Origin of the sequence: Stenotrophomonas sp. (assembly GCF_032066555.1) — a bacterium.
GTDB lineage: Bacteria > Pseudomonadota > Gammaproteobacteria > Xanthomonadales > Xanthomonadaceae > Stenotrophomonas.
Genome location: NZ_DAMBKV010000013.1, coordinates 1 through 16,467 on the forward strand (window position 1 = coordinate 1; position 16,467 = coordinate 16,467).

Below are 16,467 nucleotides of genomic sequence, written 5' to 3' on the forward strand. Positions count from 1 at the left end.
CGGCAGAGGCTTTCCCGGCATAGCCTCCCTGCCGAGCATGGCTCGGCACTACCGGACATCTCTCTGCGTTTGTGGGAGCGGCGTAAGCCGCGACGCTGGCAATGCGCGAAAAGCCGCAGAAGCGGCCCCTCCCCAACCCTCCCCTTGCCTGCGGCAAAGGGAGGGAGCGTAGTGCCGAGCCATGCTCGGCAGAGGCTTTACCTGCGAAGCTCCTGCCGAGCATGGCTCGGCACTACCAGGCATCTCCGCGCCTGTGGGAGTGGCGCACAAAAAAACCCCGCCAAGGCGGGGTTTTTGCCGTAATGGAAGCGGCGCATCGCTGCGCCACGGCCATTACTTGTAGTCGCGCACGTCGTGGCCGGTGTAGACCTGGCGCGGACGGCCGATCTTCATTTCCGGGTCGACCTGCTGTTCCAGCCAATGCGACACCCAGCCAGCCGTGCGGCCCAGCGCGAACATGACCGTGAACATCTCGGTCGGGATGTTCAGCGCCTTGTAGATGATGCCGCTGTAGAAGTCGACGTTCGGGTACAGCTTGCGGGCAACGAAGTACTCGTCCTGCAGCGCGGCCTGTTCCAGCTTGATGGCCACGTCCAGCAGCGGATCCTGCACGCCCAGCTGACCCAGCACCTGCTTGGTCATCTCGCCGATCACCTTGGCGCGCGGGTCGAAGTTCTTGTACACGCGGTGGCCGAAGCCCATCAGGCGGAAGCCCGAGGTCTTGTCCTTGGCCTTGACCACGGCCGATTCGACGTTGTCGGCCGAACCGATCTCTTCCAGCATCTTCAGCACGGCTTCGTTGGCGCCGCCGTGTGCCGGGCCCCACAGCGCGGTGACGCCAGCGGCGACCGATGCATACGGGTTGGCGCCGGTGGAACCGACCAGACGCACGGTCGAGGTCGAGGCGTTCTGCTCATGGTCGGCGTGCAGGATGAACAGCAGATCCAGCGCCTTGACCACGTCCTTGTTCAGATCGTACTTGCCGTCGGCCGACTCGAAGGTCTGCTTCAGGAAGCGGCTGACGTAATCCAGCGAGGTGTCCGGCTTGTTGGCCGGCAGGCCCTTGCCATGGCGGTAGATCAGCGCCGACAGGGTCGGCACCTTGGCGATCAGGCGCACGGCAGCCTGGCGGCGCTGCTCGGCGTCGTCCAGGTCCAGCGAGGCGTGGTACTTGGCCGACAGCTGCGCGATCGAGGCAGCCAGGATCGCCATCGGGTGGGCGTCCTTGGCGAAGCTGCCGATCAGCGTGTTGATCGAATCGTCGACGCCGGCTTCGGCGCTCAGTTCGGCTTCGAAGGCCTTGAGCTGGCCGGCGTCCGGACGCTCGCCATTGATCAGCAGGTAGGCCACTTCGACGAAGCTGGACTTCTCGGCCAGCTGCTCGATCGGATAGCCGCGGTACAGCAGCACGCCCTTGTCACCGTCGATGTAGGTGATGGCCGACTTGCAGCTGGCGGTGGCGGTGTAGCCCGAGTCGTAGGTGAAGAGACCGGTTTCCTTGGTCAGCTTCGAGATATCGACACAGTTATTGCCCAGTACGGGTTTGACGACAGGCAGAACGACCGACTTGTCGCCGGCGTTGAGCGTGACCTGATCAAGATCGGACACAGTGTGCGCTCCTCAAGTGGAAGGCGCCTGTCCTGACGAATGGGGTACGGGCAGGCGCGTGAAGGAATTCCGCAGTTTTCCACTGCGGTTCCGACGATTATCGCACAGCAGCATTTGCAGATTGCGAAGACAAAAGTCTTATAGGCGCAGTTTCGCCGCGACACAGCGTCGCATGCGCACAACCGCCCGATTCTGCAAGGGTTCAGCCGTACGACAGACAAGACAAAACAACGGCCGCGCAAAGCGCGGCCGTTGTTTGTCCAGCAACAACAGTTCGATTAGCGCGCGTAGCGCTTCTGGAACTTGTCGATGCGGCCGCTGGTGTCGATAACCTTGTGCTTGCCCGTGTAGAACGGGTGCGAAGCCGAGGAAATTTCAACCTTGATCAGCGGGTATTCTTCGCCGTCTTCCCACTTGACCGTTTCCTTGGAGGACATGGTCGAACGGGTCAGGAACTTGAAGTCGGAGGTCACGTCGTGGAAAACGACGTTGTGGTAATCGGGATGGATATCGGCCTTCATGGGCTCGCACCGTGTGGGCTGGTGGTCAAGACGGCCATTATAAGCACGACCCGCCACGATAGGCAAGTCGCGCTCACTGAACCGCTGGGCCGGCGCCTATTGGCCCAGCGCCCGCCGGACCTGGGCCTCGAAACGGGCCTGATCGTAACCGATCAACAAGGCCGTATTGTCCGCCACGCCGGTCTGGCGGTTCCAGTCGACGATGGTGGCGCCACGGGTGCGGGCGCCGGTCAACTCGATCGACAGCGGCCGCTGTTCAACCACGGTGCCCCCCTCCGGCTGCAATGCCCAGGCCATCGCCAGCGCATCGGCGGCGTACCAGCGCTCGCCGCGACTGTCTTCCGACCACAACCGGGTCTGGCGTGAAATCAGCTCGTAGAAGCGTGCCTTCTCGGTATCGGCGGCCAACCATTGCTCGACATCGCGATGCATCAAGCCATGGGCGATGGTGGCCTCCCAATCGGCGACTTCGATGAACGGGAACGCGGTGAAAACGATATGCGCCGCTTCCGGATCGAAGGCGATATTGAACTCGGCGGCCGGGGTGATGTTGCCGTGGCCGGTGATCGCGCCGCCCATCACCACGAAGCGCTTCACGCGCTGCGGCAGACTGGGGTCCAGCTTCAGCGCCAGCGCGATATTGGTCAGTGGGCCCAGCGCGACCAGCAGCAATTCGCCTGCATATTGGTGCGACAGGCGCAGGATCGCCAACGCGGCGTGCTCGGCTTCCACCTTGCGCGCGGCCAACGGCAGATCCACATCACCAAAGCCGTCGCGGCCATGCACGTGCGCGGCATCCTCGGCCGGATACACCAACGGGTCGGCGGTGCCGGCGAATACCGGCACGTCTTCGCGGCCGGCGACCTCGCACAGTTTCAGCGCGTTGCGCACGGTGTATTCAAGGCCGACATTGCCCGCCGCCACCGTCAACGCGACCACCTCGTGGCGCTCGTCGGCAAAGGCCATCAGCAGTGCCAGCGCATCGTCCACGCCCGGATCAGTATCAATCAGCAACGGTATCTTCTTGCTCATCTTCTGCTTCACTTCTGGTTGGCCATGGAGTCTGTCACGGCCTCCATGACAGTGGAAGCACGCAATCAGGCCGCTGCGTAGCGCACCGCACCGCCAATCCAACGGTTGACGATGCGGTCGGCCAGCGCCGGCGCGTCATTGAGCAGGCGTTCGGCAAGATCGTGCACGGTCGGCAGCAGGCCGGCATCGCGGGCCAGATCGGCCACGCGGAAAGTAGCCAAACCGGTCTGCCGCGTACCCAGCAGTTCGCCGGGACCACGCAGTTCCAGGTCCTTTTCCGCGATCAGAAAGCCATCTGAGGTGAGCCGCATGGTTTCCAGGCGCTCCCGCGCCATTGCCGACAGTGGCGCCTGGTACATCAGCACGCAGCTCGATGCGGTGGCTCCGCGCCCTACGCGTCCGCGCAACTGGTGCAGCTGCGCCAGGCCCAGGCGTTCGGCATTCTCGATGATCATCAGCGAGGCATTGGGCACGTCGACACCGACTTCGATCACGGTGGTGGCGACCAGCAGATCCGTCTCCGCCTGCTTGAAGGCACGCATTGCCGCCTGCTTCTCGGCCGCCTTCATGCGCCCGTGCACCAGCCCGATGCGCAGTTCCGGCAACTGGGCCGACAAGGCTTCGTAGGTGGTCTGCGCGGCCTGCGCATCCATGCGGGCGTTGCCCGGGCCCGCGCCTTCCTCGGTTTCCTCGATCAGTGTGCACACCCAGTACACCTGCCGACCCTGTTGACAGGCGATGCGGATGCGCTCGACCAGTTCCGGGCGCCGCTCGGCGCTGATGGCGATGGTCTGCACCGGCGTGCGACCGGGCGGCAGTTCGTCGATGGCGGACACATCCAGATCCGAATACGCCGCCATCGCCAGCGTGCGCGGGATTGGCGTGGCGGTCATCACCAGCTGGTGCGGCACCACCCCGGCCGTGGCGCCCTTGTCACGCAGCGCAAGCCGCTGGTGCACGCCGAAGCGGTGCTGCTCGTCGACGATGGCCAGCGCCAGATCGTTGAACACCACGTTGTCCTGCATCAGTGCGTGGGTACCGACCACTACCTGCGCATGGCCGCTGGCTACATCTTCCAGCACCTTGGCGCGGGCCTTGCCGGTGACCTTGCCGGCCAGCCAGGCAACGCGGACACCCAAGGGCTCGAGCCATGCGCGCAGGTTGGTCAGATGCTGCTCGGCCAGCAGTTCGGTGGGCGCAGCCAACGCCACCTGCTTGCCGCGTTCCACTGCCAGCATCGCGGCCAGGGCGGCGACCACGGTCTTGCCGGAACCCACGTCGCCCTGCACCAGCCGCAGCATCGGATGGGCGCGGGCCAGATCCTTGCGGATTTCGTCGAACACGCGCTGCTGTGCGCCGGTCAGTCTGAACGGCAAGGCCTCGCGCAGCGCTTTGACCAAGCCATCCTGGCCGCGCAATGACGGCGCACGGTGCTGCTGCAGGGCGATGCGCTGGCGGCGCAGGCTGAGGTGGTGGGCCAGCAGCTCTTCCATCGCCAAGCGCCGCTGCGCCGGATGCGTGCCCGCACCCAGGGCACCTATATCGGCGTCGGCGGGTGGCCGGTGCATGGTCAGCATCGCCTCGCGCAACGACGGCAGACCCATGCCGGCAAGCATGGCCGGCGGCAGCAATTCCAATGCCGCGGCATCAGGCAGGCGATCCAGTGCCTGGCCGATCAATTTGCGCAGGCTGGCCGGGCCAATGCCCTCCACTGCCGGGTACACCGGGTCCAACACCGCGCCCAGCGCGGCATCTTCGCCGTCGCCAAGCAGGTGATAACTGGGATGCACGATCTCCAGCCCATTCTGACCCGCGCGCGGCGTGCCATAGGCGCGCAGACGCCGGCCTACCGCGAACTGCGACACCTGCGCGGCGCGGAAATGGAAGAAGCGCAGTACCAGGGTGGCACCGGACTCGTCGCTGATTGCCACCCGCAGCACCGGCCGGTAGCGGAATCCACGTTCCACGGCCTCCACCCTGCCCTCCACCTGCGCGGCCATACCGGCCTTCAGGGCGCGGATGGGCAGCAGCGTGGTGCGGTCCTCGTAGCGCAACGGCAGGTGCAGCCAGAGGTCCTGCAAGGTGCTCAGGCCGCGTGCTTCCAGCTTGGCCGCCACCCGTGGCCCGACCCCGGCCAGGCGGCTCAGTGGTTCGGTGGAAAGATCGAGGGTGGCGAGGTCACGGCGTGCAGACATGGCATAAGGATGCCGTCATGTGACGCAAACAGAAACCCCGGCGAGCTTGGACGCCGGGGTTTCCTACTCCCCAAGTGTTGCTTCACTGCTGCTTTGTCGATTGGCGCCTTCAAGCAATTCGCGGAGCTGAGCCATGCTCGGCAGGGGCTTTCCCGGTAGCGCCTCAGCCGAGCGTGGCTCAGCTCCGCGGAACTCCCCTCACCCCAGCCCCTCTCCTGCAGGGAGAGGGGCTTCAAGCGTTAGAACTTCACGGTCATTTCCAGGCCGTACGTGCGTGGGTCGGTGATGGTTGCGCCGACTACGCCCAGGGGATCGTGCCCATAGGTGTTGAGGCCACGGACGTACTGCTTGTCGAACACGTTGTTGGCATACACCGCCCAGTTCCAGTGCTTCAGCGGTGAGGTCCAACCGACCCGGACATCCGTGCGCTGCTGTGATTCGCCAATGTTGAGCACCTTGCTGATGCCGCAGTCACCCTGCAGGTCGGAACCTGCGTTGCAGCGCTGGGCGCCGCGGTAAGCGTGGCGCAGCGAGAAGCGCAGCTGGCCATTGCCACCAAGGTCAGCGACGTAGACCGCACCCGCCGAGGCGGTGAAGCGCGGCTCGCCGGTCGGTGCCCCGTCCAGATCCACACCTTCCGGTGTCACGTAGTTCTTGTATTTGGAATCTATCCACTCGGCGGCTGCATCCAGGGTCAGTCCGTCGGTAACCTTCCAGCGCATATCGAAGTCAACGCCGGTCGCTTCCAGATCGCTGGTGTCGAACACGTAGACCGGGATGTCGACCGGGTTGTTCGGATCCGGATCGATCAGGCGGATCGCCTGGCGGTTGTCGTACTGGTAGTGGAAGACAGATACGTTGTAGGAGAAGCGGTCGAAGCTCTGCTTCAGGCCGACTTCCAGGTTCCATACATCCTCGTTCTCGAACGCCGGACCGATCTGCAGCGCATTGAAGCCACCGGCCTTGTAGCCCTTGGCCAGCGAGCCGAACACCATGGTGTCGTCGTTGAGGTGGTAGTCGACGACGAAGCGCGGGCTCCAGTCACTCCAGCTCTTCTTGTCGCGCACCAGCTTGCCCTTGTTGACCATGGCCGGCGGGTCGATGAAGGCCATGTCGAAGGTCAGCAGCTCGCGGGTGATCGGAATGCCCATGCCCGCCAGCGCCTGGAAGAAGCCCAGCGCTTCCAAGGTACCGAGCTTGGCCTCCAGACCGGGCGCATTGCGCGGCGTATTGAGCCAGGTGAAATCCTTCTCGTCGCGGGTGTAACGCAAGCCGAAGGTCAGGTTGAGGCGATCGGTGGCCTTCCAGATCACGTCACCGAAAGCAGCATAGGACGTGGTACCCAGCGTGTTGTTGAAGCGCTCGTTCCACTTCTCGCCAACCAGCGAAATCGGAATGCCGTTCATCTGCGCCAGCATCGAGGTGAAGTTGAACAGGCTGCCATCGGGAATGCCCAGCTGATAGGCCACCCCCATGTTGCGGATTATGTTGTCCACCGCCTCGGTATTGGTGTTGACCTCACTGGTCTGGCGCGCGTCCTCGTCGAAATAGCTGACGCCGGCCACCCAGTCGAAGCGTTCGTTGCTGCCCGAGAACTTGAACTCCTGGTAGAACGTCTCGTTGTTCTCGGTATTGACCGAATCCACGTACAGGTCGAAACGGTTGGTGCCGTCCTCCTCGGTGTGGTTGGTGGAGTCGTATTTGCGCCACGAGCTGGTGGAAGTGAAATTGCCCCAGGACAGTGCGTGGTCGACGATCAGGCTGACGCCATCGAAGGTGCGCCATTCGGCATTGTCGGCATCGCTATAGGTCTTGATCTTGCGCGGGTCCAGATAGTCATCCGGGTCCACCGGTACTGGCGGGCGCGCCGGATAGGCCGGCAGCGGCACGATGCCGGTGGTGACCCGGCCGTTCTGGTCCAGGCTTTCGTGGTCCCAGGTGATGTAGGCGGTGGTGTTGTCACCGAATCGGCTTTGCCAGGCCGCGCGCGTGGCCCAGACGTTCTCGCCGCCCAGGTCCTTGCCGGTGGCGCCGTCCTGGAACCAGCCATCGCTGGTGTTGATCAATGCATTGAAGCGCAGTGCGGAGTTGTCGCCGGTCGGGATGTTCCACATTGCATCGGCGTACTTCTTGCCGTAGTTGCCTACGCGCATGGTGGCGCGCGCCTCGGTCTCAGCCTGTGGGCGCCGGGTCACCAGCGAGATCGCGCCGGCGGCGGTATTGCGGCCGAACAAGGTGCCCTGCGGCCCCTTCAGCACTTCGATACGTTCCACATCGACGAAGGGCAGCAGCACGCCGCCACCTCGCCCGCCGTAGACGCCGTCAACGAAGATGCCTACCGCCGGATCGGTACCAATGCCGAAGTCGTCGGTCTCGACGCCGCGCAGCCGGAACGAGGGCTGGGTCGGCTGCACCGCGCTGATCACCAATCCCGGCACCAGCGAATCGATGTCGCCAAGATTCTCGGCGGCCACGTCGTTGAGCAGGTTCTGATCGACTACCTGCAGTGCGATTGGTACATCCTGTATTTCCTGCTGCCGGCTCTGCGCGGTGACGGTGATGCGATCAAGCGTGGTGGCAGCATCCTCCGTCGCCGACTGTGCCATTGCCGGGGCAACTGCCCCCACCACCATCAGCCCGGCCATGGCCCGCTGCAGTCCGACTACCAGATTCCGTTGCTTCACTCGCATCGCGTTCTCTCCCACGCAGTGAGGTGTATGCCGGCGTCAGACCGCCGGCGGGCCCGTGTTGCCGGGCTGGCCTTCGCCAGCCGTGTCGCAGTTTGTTTCCAGCGCGTTGATCCATTCCCGGATCAGGGTCACGCCTTCGCTGTGCACCACCGCCCGCCCAACCTCGGGCATCATCACCGCCGGATCATCGCTGTCCATGCGGTAGGCGATGATCGAGGCATCGGCATCACCGGGCTGGATGTCATAGCGACGATTGCCAGTGCCCTTGCCCGCGGCGATGGGTTGCTTGCACATGCCCAGCTTCAGGTGATCCTGGGTAGACGCATCCAGCCACAGGCCGGAGGTGATGGCCGGGCCGGTGCGGCTATGGCAATGGCCACAGTTCACGTCCAGATAGGCGCGTGCGCGCGCATCCAGCGGCGCGGCGGGATCAGTGGCATCGGCCGCGCGTGGCAGCTGAGCCGGTGCAGGCAGGTCTTTCAGATAGCCGACTTTGACCAGATGCGCGAGCTGGTTGTCGTGGCCGCTGAGGTAGTCAAAATCGCGATTGAGGTTGCGTGCCTTGGGGCCGATCGGCAACAGCTTGCGCGAACGGTTGTCGGTGATATGGCAACCGCCGCACTGGTTCTGGTCCGGCACCTGGTACGCAAGCGCTTCACGCGAGCCGTCTGCGGCAACCAGTTCCAGATCCACGCTGGCTCCGGTGCGTTGCAAGGTCGCCTTGGTCTGTTCTTGATTCCAGACGTAAGGCAAGGCTACCCAGCCTTCCTTGCGATGGACCAGCAGCCGGGTTTCGATCAGCCGCACCTTGGACAGATCCAGGCTCTCTTCGTGCAATGACGATTGCGACGGTGGCGTGCGTGCCACCGACCTCCCATCAGCTGCACCGCTCGCCGGCAGCGGGTAGTAGAAGGTCTTGCTGAGAATGGTGCCCACCGGAAAATCGAAGGCGTGTTCGGGCTGGTAGCCGGCGGCCTGACCCTTCGGCATCCAGACCGTGCGCAGCTTGTGCGCGTAATCACTGAACAGCGGTGTGTTCAGGTCATACGGCACCACGCCGTCATTAAGCGAAAGCCTGCCATCGCGGATGCGCAGCACATGCCATTCATCCAACGTCGCCGGCTGGCCCTGCTCGAAGAAATGCACCGCAGCCGGTTTGCCGCAGCCAACAAGCATCAGCAAGGCGCCGACCAGCGCGATCACCCGCACCATCAGATTGCGCATGCCCAAGCCTCAACCACGCTTCAGATCGATGGCCGGCAAGCGCGGCAGGTCGCATTCAAATGGCTTGGCATCCTTGCTTGGGTTCTTGTAACCGCCAGGACCATCGGCGTTGATCACGCCACTGACGTTGCGCAGGCAGATCTGCGGGCCCATCTTGACCCCGTCCACCACCCGCTCCTTGTTGTAATAACCATCCCAAAGCACGTCCGGGAAGTTGCCGGTCAGGCCATACATCGCCACCTTCAAGGCCTTCAGGTCCAGCCCGTCGGGTGAGTCACCGCCGCCGGACAAGGTGTTGTTGTGAATGTAGATGCGTTCCGGGTATGGATCGAAATTGGGCGAGGCGCTGCTGTCCTTGTAACCGGTGGAATACACGCTGGAGACGATGATGTTGGTGGTGGCGTTGTCGCGCACTTCGTTGTCAAACACCTCGATGTCATCGTTGGAATTGATGACGATGCCCGAGCCGGCCGGCACGCTGGCCACTGGCGTACCCTTGGCACCGAAGTTCTCGTGGTTGTTGGCGATGACCTTGTTGTTGAACACGCGGATGTTGGCGCCCTGCTGCGACAGGCCCGGCATGTTGAACACCAGGATGCCGCCGGTGTTGCCAGTGGCGACGTTGTCATACACATCAGCGTTGCGGGTGTTCTCGACCTCGATGCCGGCAACGTTCTGCTCGGCGCGGCTGTTGCGCACGATCACTCCGTCGGACTGGCCAACATAGATGCCGGCATCGGAGGCGCCGATGGAAATGGTGTTCTCGATCAGCACATTTTTTGTCAGCACCGGGTAGATGCCATAGGCGCCATTTTTGGTACTGGGGCCGCCGGTCCACTGCACCTTTACGCCACGGATGGTGATGTTCTCCGACTCGCTGATCTTCAGCCCGTCGCCCTTGGAGTCCTCGATGGTGAGGTTCTCAATGGTGAAGTTGTCGCCGTTGACCAGCAGCCCTTCCGCACCGGCCTTCTGCCCCTTGAAGCTGAGCACGGTCTGGTCCATGCCGGCACCACGGATGGTGACGCCGTCGGCGCGCAGGCTCAGGCTGCGCTCGAACTGGTGCCGACCGGCCGGGATGTCGATCACGTCGCCAGGCTTGGCGTCGAGCAGGCGTTCCTGCAGCGTGGCCGCGAATGCCCCGTCGGCCGCAGCCACGCTTGGTGCCTGTTCGGCCTGCTTCTGGCAGCCGACGACCATGACGGCCAAGCTGGCGGAAACCGCCCAGGTAATGCTGCGCTGCATGACTTGCTCCCATACGCTGGCAGATGTTGGGCGCAGTCTGGCCTTCAGGCAGTGTTCACGCGAAGGGCAAGAACGGCATACTTGGGGGGGCAAAGCGGACAAGCTGGAGGGGCTTGAATGCAACGCAGGAATCCAGGCAGCGACCGACTGGCCGTGGCCAACGTGCCAACCAACATGCTCAGCGGCCTGTTGTTATTGGGCAGCCAACTGGGCGTGGATACCGAAAATTGGCTGTCTGGCCTGCACCTGAGCAGCGACCAGCTCAATGACCCACGCACCCGCATTTCCTATCGACAGGCCTATGAGGTCATCCGCCGTGCCCTGCCCACCCTGCCTATCGAGGCCGCTGGGCTGGCCATGGGAGGCGCGCAGAACGGAGGCAACTTCGGCCTGCTGGGACTGGCGATGAAGACCGCACGCACCTTTGGCGATGCGGTAAAAATCGGTCTGGACTACCAGCGCAACCTTGGTCCCCTGATGGACCTGACACTGGATGAAAGCGCCGCCGAAACCCTGTCCATCGTCGCCACGGCGCCGGAGCAGGCGCATGACCTGCTGCCCTTCCTGTGTGAGGAGATGTTCTCCAGCATCCTCATGCTCGGGCGCGAGCTGGCCGGTGATGCCTTCAGTCCGGTGCGACTGGAGCTGGGCTATTCCGCCCCTGCCAAGCTGGATGCCTATCGCACCATGTTCCGCTGCGAACCCAGCTTCGACCAGCCGCGCAATGCCATCGTGGTGGAGCGGCACTGGATGCAGCTCCCTTTTGCCAGCTACAACCCGGTGACGTCGCAGCAGGCCTTGTCGCTATGCCGTGCGCAGCTGGCAACCCAGTCGATGCGGGGTGAAACCACGGCCGTGCTGGAACGTTTGTTGCGCACACGACTGCGCGACAATCCGCAGATGAGTGATGTCGCCCAGGCGCTGCACCTGAGCGAGCGTACCCTGCGCCGGCAGCTCGCCGATGAGGAAACCAGCTTCAGCGAGGTGCACGATCGCCTGCGCGTCGAACTGGCCCTGGAACTGCTGCAGGACCTGGAGCTGAGCATTGCAGCGGTCGGCAACCAGCTGGGTTTCAACGATGCGCGCGAGTTCCGCCGCGCGTTCAAGCGTTGGACTGGCCACACCCCCAGCGAGACCCGCCAATACCAGGGCTGACACGCAGATGCCCGGCACTGGCCGGGCATCTGGGGTCACTCGCAACGGCAATGATCGATCAGTCGATGATCATGATCGCGTCGACTTCAAACGCGGCGCCCTTCGGCAGGCCCGACACTTCGATGGTCGAACGGGCCGGGAACGGGGCCTGGAAGTATTCCTGCATGACCGCATTGACCTTGGCGAACTCGCCCAGGTCGGTCAGGTACAGACCCAGGCGCACCATCTTGTCCAGCGAGCCACCGGCTTCCTCGGCCACGGCCTTGAGGTTGTCGAAAGCGCGGCGGGCCTGTGCGGTGACGTCGCCGGCGACGATCTCACCGGTGGCCGGGTCCAGCGGGATCTGGCCGGAGAAGTACACGGTGTTGCCGGCGCGCACGGCCTGCGAGTACGGGCCGATGGCGGCCGGGGCGTTGGCGGTGTTGATGATCTGGCGGGACATGGACAGCTCCAGTCTGGAAAAAGGTCGGTCATTGTAACGTTGCCACCTTGGCGGGCGGCTGACCAGGCTGGCATTGATCAAAAAATCATCAGCGATCCGAAAGCTTTGCCGCACAAGGCCCATGGAGGCTTATCCACAACTTGTAGGCATCACAGGACACAAGCTGTGTGGATAGCCGCATGCAGGTAGAGCCGAGCCATGCTCGGCTGCGGCTTTCCACGCAAACCCGATGTGATCTTGTGGGAGCGGCGTCAGCCGCGAAGCTACCGATCCATCCGACTGGCAGACATGAGCATCGATTCATTGCTGCCAGTTTCGCGGCTGACGCCGCTCCCACAAGCCCCCCCGCTATGTCGGTAGGGCCCCTGCCGAGCATGGCTCGGCACTACGGTTTAGTCATCCACAGGTCGTGGACAAAATATCACCACGTTTTGCAGAGATCCACCGCGCAAGGGCTGCGCAGCCTTATCCACAGCTTGTGTATGTACCAGGACACAGTCTGTGTGGATAGCGCGGCTGGCAATCCAACGCGGGTCTGTAGGAGCGGCGTCAGCCGCGAAGCAGATGATCCATCCGGCTAGCCAGCATGCCTGCTCGACTTATTGACACCAGTTTCGCGGCTGACGCCGCTCCCACGAGTGCCTCATACCCTATCGGTAGAGCCCCTGCCGAGCATGGCTCGGCACTACACTGCCTGTGCGGTCGGGTTGGGCGTTGGCTCGCCGATCCGGCGCAGCGTATTGCGGTCGGTATGCGCGAACGGCTCGCTGCGATCGGGAATGACCAGCATCGTTTCCTGTTCATACGACCAGGTGCCATCGTCATTGATGGTGACTTCGATCTCGTAGCTCTCGGTCCGGAACGCATGTTCCAGGAACGGATTGGAGCTGATGCCATTGACCGTCGAGCCACGCTCGGCACGCAGGCGGAAGCATTTCGCATCGGGTGCGGCCCTGCCCACCGCCATCGCGGTCTGCCCGCGCGGGATGGTCAGCGTCTGGATCACCGTGCCGGTCGCCGGCTCCCACAACCAATAACCGACCTGGTCATGGAAAGTCTCCACTTCGCCCGGTTTGTGGATGCGGGTGTGGTAACGCAGGCCATAGAACAACTGCGGGCCATTGGGCTGTGCGTCGATCGGCTGCAGTTCGACATGTTCGATAAAGGCCTGCCGCTCGGGGCCATCGGCCTTGGGATTGACGTCCATGCCGCGCTCGCCGATCCAGACACCGGCCATCGGCGCCAGTGGCCCGAGGTTGGCCAGCGTATTGGTATCGGCAGTGGGTTCGGTATAGATGTCTTCCGGGAACGTCGTCATGAGGTACAGCCTGGTGAGGATCCCGGCAATGGTACGCAGAACACGCCGCGGGCTCACCTCCACCTGTCCACAAGTGATGGACAAAATATCACCATGTTTTGCAGAGGCCCGTAGTACAAGGGCTGCGCGCTGTTATCCACAACTTGTGTAGCTAGCAGGACACAAGCTGTGTGGATAGTCGAATACAGGTAGCGCCGCGCCATGCTCGGCTGGGGCGTTACCGAACAACCAGCTGTGGGTTTTGTGGGAGTGGCGTAAGCCGCGAAGCAAGTGGTCCATCCGATTGCAGGCAGCCCGGTTGTTCCAGCGCTGCCAGCTTCGCGGCTGACGCAGCTCCCACAGTTGCCGCTGCTATATCGGCAAGGCCCCTGCCGAGCATGGCTCGGCACTACAGTTGATCCATCCACAGGTCGTGGACAAAAAATCACCATGTTTTGCAGAAGCTTGCAGCGCAAGGGCTGCGCGGCCTTATCCACAGCTTGTGTAGGCAGCAGGACACAGTCTGTGTGGATAGCGGAATACAGGTAGCGCCGAGCCATGCTCGGCTGGGGCTCTACCGAACAGCAAGCTGTGGATTCGTGGGAGCGGCTTCAGCCGCGATGCAGGTGGCTCACCAGATTGCAGGCAGTCCGGCGATTTCTGCTGCGCCAGCTTCACAGCTTACGCCGCTGCTACAAATTGCCGATGACGCCCCTGCCGAGCATGGCTCGGCACTACATTGGGGGGTCTCTGCCGAGCATGGCTCGGCACTACATTGGGGGTCTCTGCCGAGCATGGCTCGGCACTACCGTTATTGGCGGCGAACGGACTGGACTACCTGCAGCCGGCGCAGGCGGCGCATGACTTCGGCCAGGTGATTACGGTCGCGGACCTGGATGTTGAAGCACAGCACCGCTGCGTTGAAATCCCGGTCCAGGTAATCCACCCGCTCGATGTTGGAATGGCTATGGGCAATGGCGGCAGCCAGCTGCGCCAGCACGCCGGTGCCGTTCTCCACCTCGACCACCAGCGCGGTGTCGTAATCGCCGACCACATTGGTATCCCAGCCAATCGGCACCCAGCGATCCGGGGTCTTGCGCAGCTCGGCCAGGTTCGGGCAATCCAGTCGATGTACGACGATGCCCTTGCCGGCGGTGTGGTAGCCCATGATGTCGTCGCCCGGAATCGGCTGGCAACAGTTGGCGAAGCTGACCACGCCACGTTCGCTGCCATTGATCAGGATCTTCTCCTGGGCGCGATGGGCGACGCCACTGGCGCGCAGCTCGGCATAGGACATCAGCGCCTGTGCGGCCTGGGTCGGCATCCAGTTGCCCAACGCCACATCGGCCAGGAAGGCTTCCAGGCGCGGGTAGCGGTGTTCGGTGAGGAAGGCATCGAGCCGTCCCTTCGGCAAGCGCTCGATCGAGCTGTCCATCGCCTCCAGCGCGCGGTCCAGCATGCTGTGGCCCAACTGCACCGCGTCCTCGTGCTCCAGCTGCTTGAGCTGGTGACGGATCGCCGTGCGCGCCTTGCTGCTGACCACGAATTCCAGCCACTGCGGCTTGGGCGAGGCCGAGCGCGCGGTGATGATCTCCACCGTCTGCCCACTGACCAGACGCGTGCGCAGCGGCACCAGCTTCTTGTCCACCCGCGAGGCCACCGCACGGTTGCCCACGTCGGTATGCACCGCATAGGCGAAGTCCAGCGCGGTGGAGTTGCGCGGCAGCGCCAGGATCTTGCCCTTGGGCGTGAACAGATAGACCTCGTCCGGGAACAGGTCGACCTTGACGTTGTCCAGGAACTCCAGCGACGAACCGGCCGTGCGCTGCGAATCGATCAGCTCGACGATCCAGGCATGCGCGCGGCTCTGCGCGCTGTTCGGGCCGTCGCCGCCGAACTTGTAGGTCCAGTGCGCGGCCACACCGCGCTCGGCGATCAGGTCCATTTCCTCGGTGCGGATCTGCACCTCGATCGGCGAACCATACGGCCCGAACAGCACCGTGTGCAGCGACTGGTAACCGTTGGCCTTGGGAATGGCGATGAAGTCACGGAAGCGACCATCCAGCGGCTTGAACGCGGCATGCACGCCGCCCAGTGCGTGGTAGCAGTTGGGCACGTTGCGCATCACCAGGCGGAAGCCGAACACATCCATCACCTGGTCGAAGCTTTTGTTCTCCTCGCGCATCTTGGTGTAGATGCTCCAGGGGGTCTTGATGCGGCTGATCAGGCGGTGTTCCAGTCCTTCGCGCGCCAGGCGCTGCGACAGCTGCACTTCCACCTGCGCCATCGACTCACGGCGCACCACCGGCTGGCTGCGGATATGTTTTTCGATAATGGCGTGGCGCCACGGGTACAGCGCGCGGAAGCCCAGGTTCTGCAGCTCGGACTTGATCAGGTTCATGCCCAGGCGCTGGGCGATGGGCGCGTAGATATCCAGCGTTTCCGTGGCGATGCGGCGCCGCGCCTCGGCACTCTGCGCACCCAGGGTACGCATGTTGTGCAGGCGGTCGGCCAGCTTGATCATGATCACGCGCAGGTCGCGCGACATCGCCAGCAGCATCTTGCGGAAGCTCTCCGCTGCCGCTTCCTGGCGGTCGCGGAACTTGAGCTTGTCCAGCTTGGTGACGCCCTCGACCAGGTCGGCCACAGCCTGGCCGAACTCGGCGGCCAGCTCTTCGCCGGTGAGCGGGGTGTCTTCGATGGTGTCGTGCAGGATGGCTGCGATCAGGGTTTCAACATCCAGGCCGAGCTCGGCCAGGATGCGCGCCACGGCCACCGGATGGGTGATGTAGGGCTCGCCGGATTTGCGGGTCTGGCCGGCGTGCGCGGCGGCGCCCACTTCCCAGGCACGACGCAGCAGCGGCAGCTGCTCGGTGGGGAGATAGCTGGCTGCGCGCTCGAGTTGCAGTACATAGTCAGGTATCACCCCGCCCGCGGGCGTGGCTACCTGGGCGGAAGGGCCTGGGTTCATGTCAGAAGACTATGCCAGCAGGCGTTCCACGGCAATTCCCATAACGCAAACAGCCCGCTTGCGGCGGGCTGTTTGCAGACACCATCA

General features: G+C 63.6%; 11 protein-coding genes. 1 reads left to right on the top strand and 10 read right to left on the bottom strand.

The genetic code is table 11. The features are described from left to right. Window positions 1–333: 333 nt before the first annotated feature. The 7 genes from RT131_RS14315 to RT131_RS14345 all read right to left on the bottom strand — a co-directional run bounded on the left by RT131_RS14315 (window position 334) and on the right by RT131_RS14345 (window position 10,515). Window positions 334–1,608, bottom strand: coding sequence for a citrate synthase (locus RT131_RS14315; RefSeq protein ID WP_293706415.1), 1,275 nt, complete (start codon window positions 1,606–1,608; stop codon window positions 334–336). 278 nt (window positions 1,609–1,886) lie between these two features. Then, window positions 1,887–2,129: a type B 50S ribosomal protein L31 gene (locus tag RT131_RS14320; protein ID WP_056931181.1), complete on the bottom strand. Its 243-nt coding sequence runs from the start codon at window positions 2,127–2,129 to the stop codon at window positions 1,887–1,889. A gap of 96 nt (window positions 2,130–2,225) precedes the next feature. Next, a complete protein-coding gene (locus RT131_RS14325) occupies window positions 2,226–3,161 on the bottom strand; it encodes a nucleoside hydrolase (RefSeq protein ID WP_313173477.1) in 936 nt (311 codons plus the stop codon). Window positions 3,162–3,226: 65 nt separating this feature from the next. Beyond that, window positions 3,227–5,356 carry an ATP-dependent DNA helicase RecG gene (gene recG / locus RT131_RS14330; RefSeq protein ID WP_313173478.1) on the bottom strand — a complete coding sequence of 710 codons (2,130 nt, stop codon included), beginning with the start codon at window positions 5,354–5,356 and terminating at the stop codon, window positions 3,227–3,229. Between the two features lie 239 nt (window positions 5,357–5,595). Then, window positions 5,596–8,046 carry a TonB-dependent receptor gene (locus RT131_RS14335; RefSeq protein WP_313173479.1) on the bottom strand — a complete coding sequence of 817 codons (2,451 nt, stop codon included), beginning with the start codon at window positions 8,044–8,046 and terminating at the stop codon, window positions 5,596–5,598. Between the two features lie 36 nt (window positions 8,047–8,082). Further along, window positions 8,083–9,270 carry an SO2930 family diheme c-type cytochrome gene (locus RT131_RS14340; RefSeq protein ID WP_313173480.1) on the bottom strand — a complete coding sequence of 396 codons (1,188 nt, stop codon included), beginning with the start codon at window positions 9,268–9,270 and terminating at the stop codon, window positions 8,083–8,085. 9 nt (window positions 9,271–9,279) lie between these two features. Continuing rightward, on the bottom strand, window positions 9,280–10,515 hold the full coding sequence (locus tag RT131_RS14345; protein WP_313173481.1) for a parallel beta-helix domain-containing protein: 1,236 nt from the start codon (window positions 10,513–10,515) through the stop codon (window positions 9,280–9,282). A 117-nt stretch (window positions 10,516–10,632) separates the two neighbouring features. Between RT131_RS14345 and RT131_RS14350 the strand changes: the two genes are divergently transcribed. Beyond that, the gene (locus RT131_RS14350) at window positions 10,633–11,670 is read left to right on the top strand and encodes an AraC family transcriptional regulator (protein ID WP_313173482.1); all 1,038 of its coding nucleotides are present in this window, start codon (window positions 10,633–10,635) and stop codon (window positions 11,668–11,670) included. 58 nt (window positions 11,671–11,728) lie between these two features. On the opposite strand, the gene RT131_RS14355 is transcribed toward RT131_RS14350, so the two are convergent. From RT131_RS14355 to RT131_RS14365, 3 genes are all read right to left on the bottom strand, one after another. Then, window positions 11,729–12,112 (bottom strand): RidA family protein, encoded by a 384-nt coding sequence (locus RT131_RS14355; protein WP_057629049.1) that lies wholly within the window; start codon window positions 12,110–12,112, stop codon window positions 11,729–11,731. Window positions 12,113–12,797: 685 nt separating this feature from the next. Continuing rightward, entirely contained in the window at window positions 12,798–13,430 is a 633-nt protein-coding gene (locus RT131_RS14360; protein ID WP_313173483.1) for a heme-binding beta-barrel domain-containing protein, read from the bottom strand. Between the two features lie 790 nt (window positions 13,431–14,220). Continuing rightward, window positions 14,221–16,380 (bottom strand): bifunctional (p)ppGpp synthetase/guanosine-3',5'-bis(diphosphate) 3'-pyrophosphohydrolase, encoded by a 2,160-nt coding sequence (locus RT131_RS14365; RefSeq protein ID WP_313173484.1) that lies wholly within the window; start codon window positions 16,378–16,380, stop codon window positions 14,221–14,223. Window positions 16,381–16,467 lie beyond the last annotated feature (87 nt).

What these genes read in the sequence shown, in the direction of transcription:
- RT131_RS14325 (WP_313173477.1), bottom strand. Translation starts at nt 3,161, where the DNA reads ATGAGCAAGAAGATACCGTTGCTGATTGATACTGATCCGGGCGTGGAC.
- recG (WP_313173478.1), bottom strand. Translation starts at nt 5,356, where the DNA reads ATGTCTGCACGCCGTGACCTCGCCACCCTCGATCTTTCCACCGAACCA.
- RT131_RS14335 (WP_313173479.1), bottom strand. Translation starts at nt 8,046, where the DNA reads ATGCGAGTGAAGCAACGGAATCTGGTAGTCGGACTGCAGCGGGCCATG.
- RT131_RS14355 (WP_057629049.1), bottom strand. Translation starts at nt 12,112, where the DNA reads ATGTCCCGCCAGATCATCAACACCGCCAACGCCCCGGCCGCCATCGGC.
- RT131_RS14350 (WP_313173482.1), top strand. Translation starts at nt 10,633, where the DNA reads ATGCAACGCAGGAATCCAGGCAGCGACCGACTGGCCGTGGCCAACGTG.
- RT131_RS14320 (WP_056931181.1), bottom strand. Translation starts at nt 2,129, where the DNA reads ATGAAGGCCGATATCCATCCCGATTACCACAACGTCGTTTTCCACGAC.
- RT131_RS14345 (WP_313173481.1), bottom strand. Translation starts at nt 10,515, where the DNA reads ATGCAGCGCAGCATTACCTGGGCGGTTTCCGCCAGCTTGGCCGTCATG.
- RT131_RS14365 (WP_313173484.1), bottom strand. Translation starts at nt 16,380, where the DNA reads ATGAACCCAGGCCCTTCCGCCCAGGTAGCCACGCCCGCGGGCGGGGTG.
- RT131_RS14360 (WP_313173483.1), bottom strand. Translation starts at nt 13,430, where the DNA reads ATGACGACGTTCCCGGAAGACATCTATACCGAACCCACTGCCGATACC.
- RT131_RS14340 (WP_313173480.1), bottom strand. Translation starts at nt 9,270, where the DNA reads ATGCGCAATCTGATGGTGCGGGTGATCGCGCTGGTCGGCGCCTTGCTG.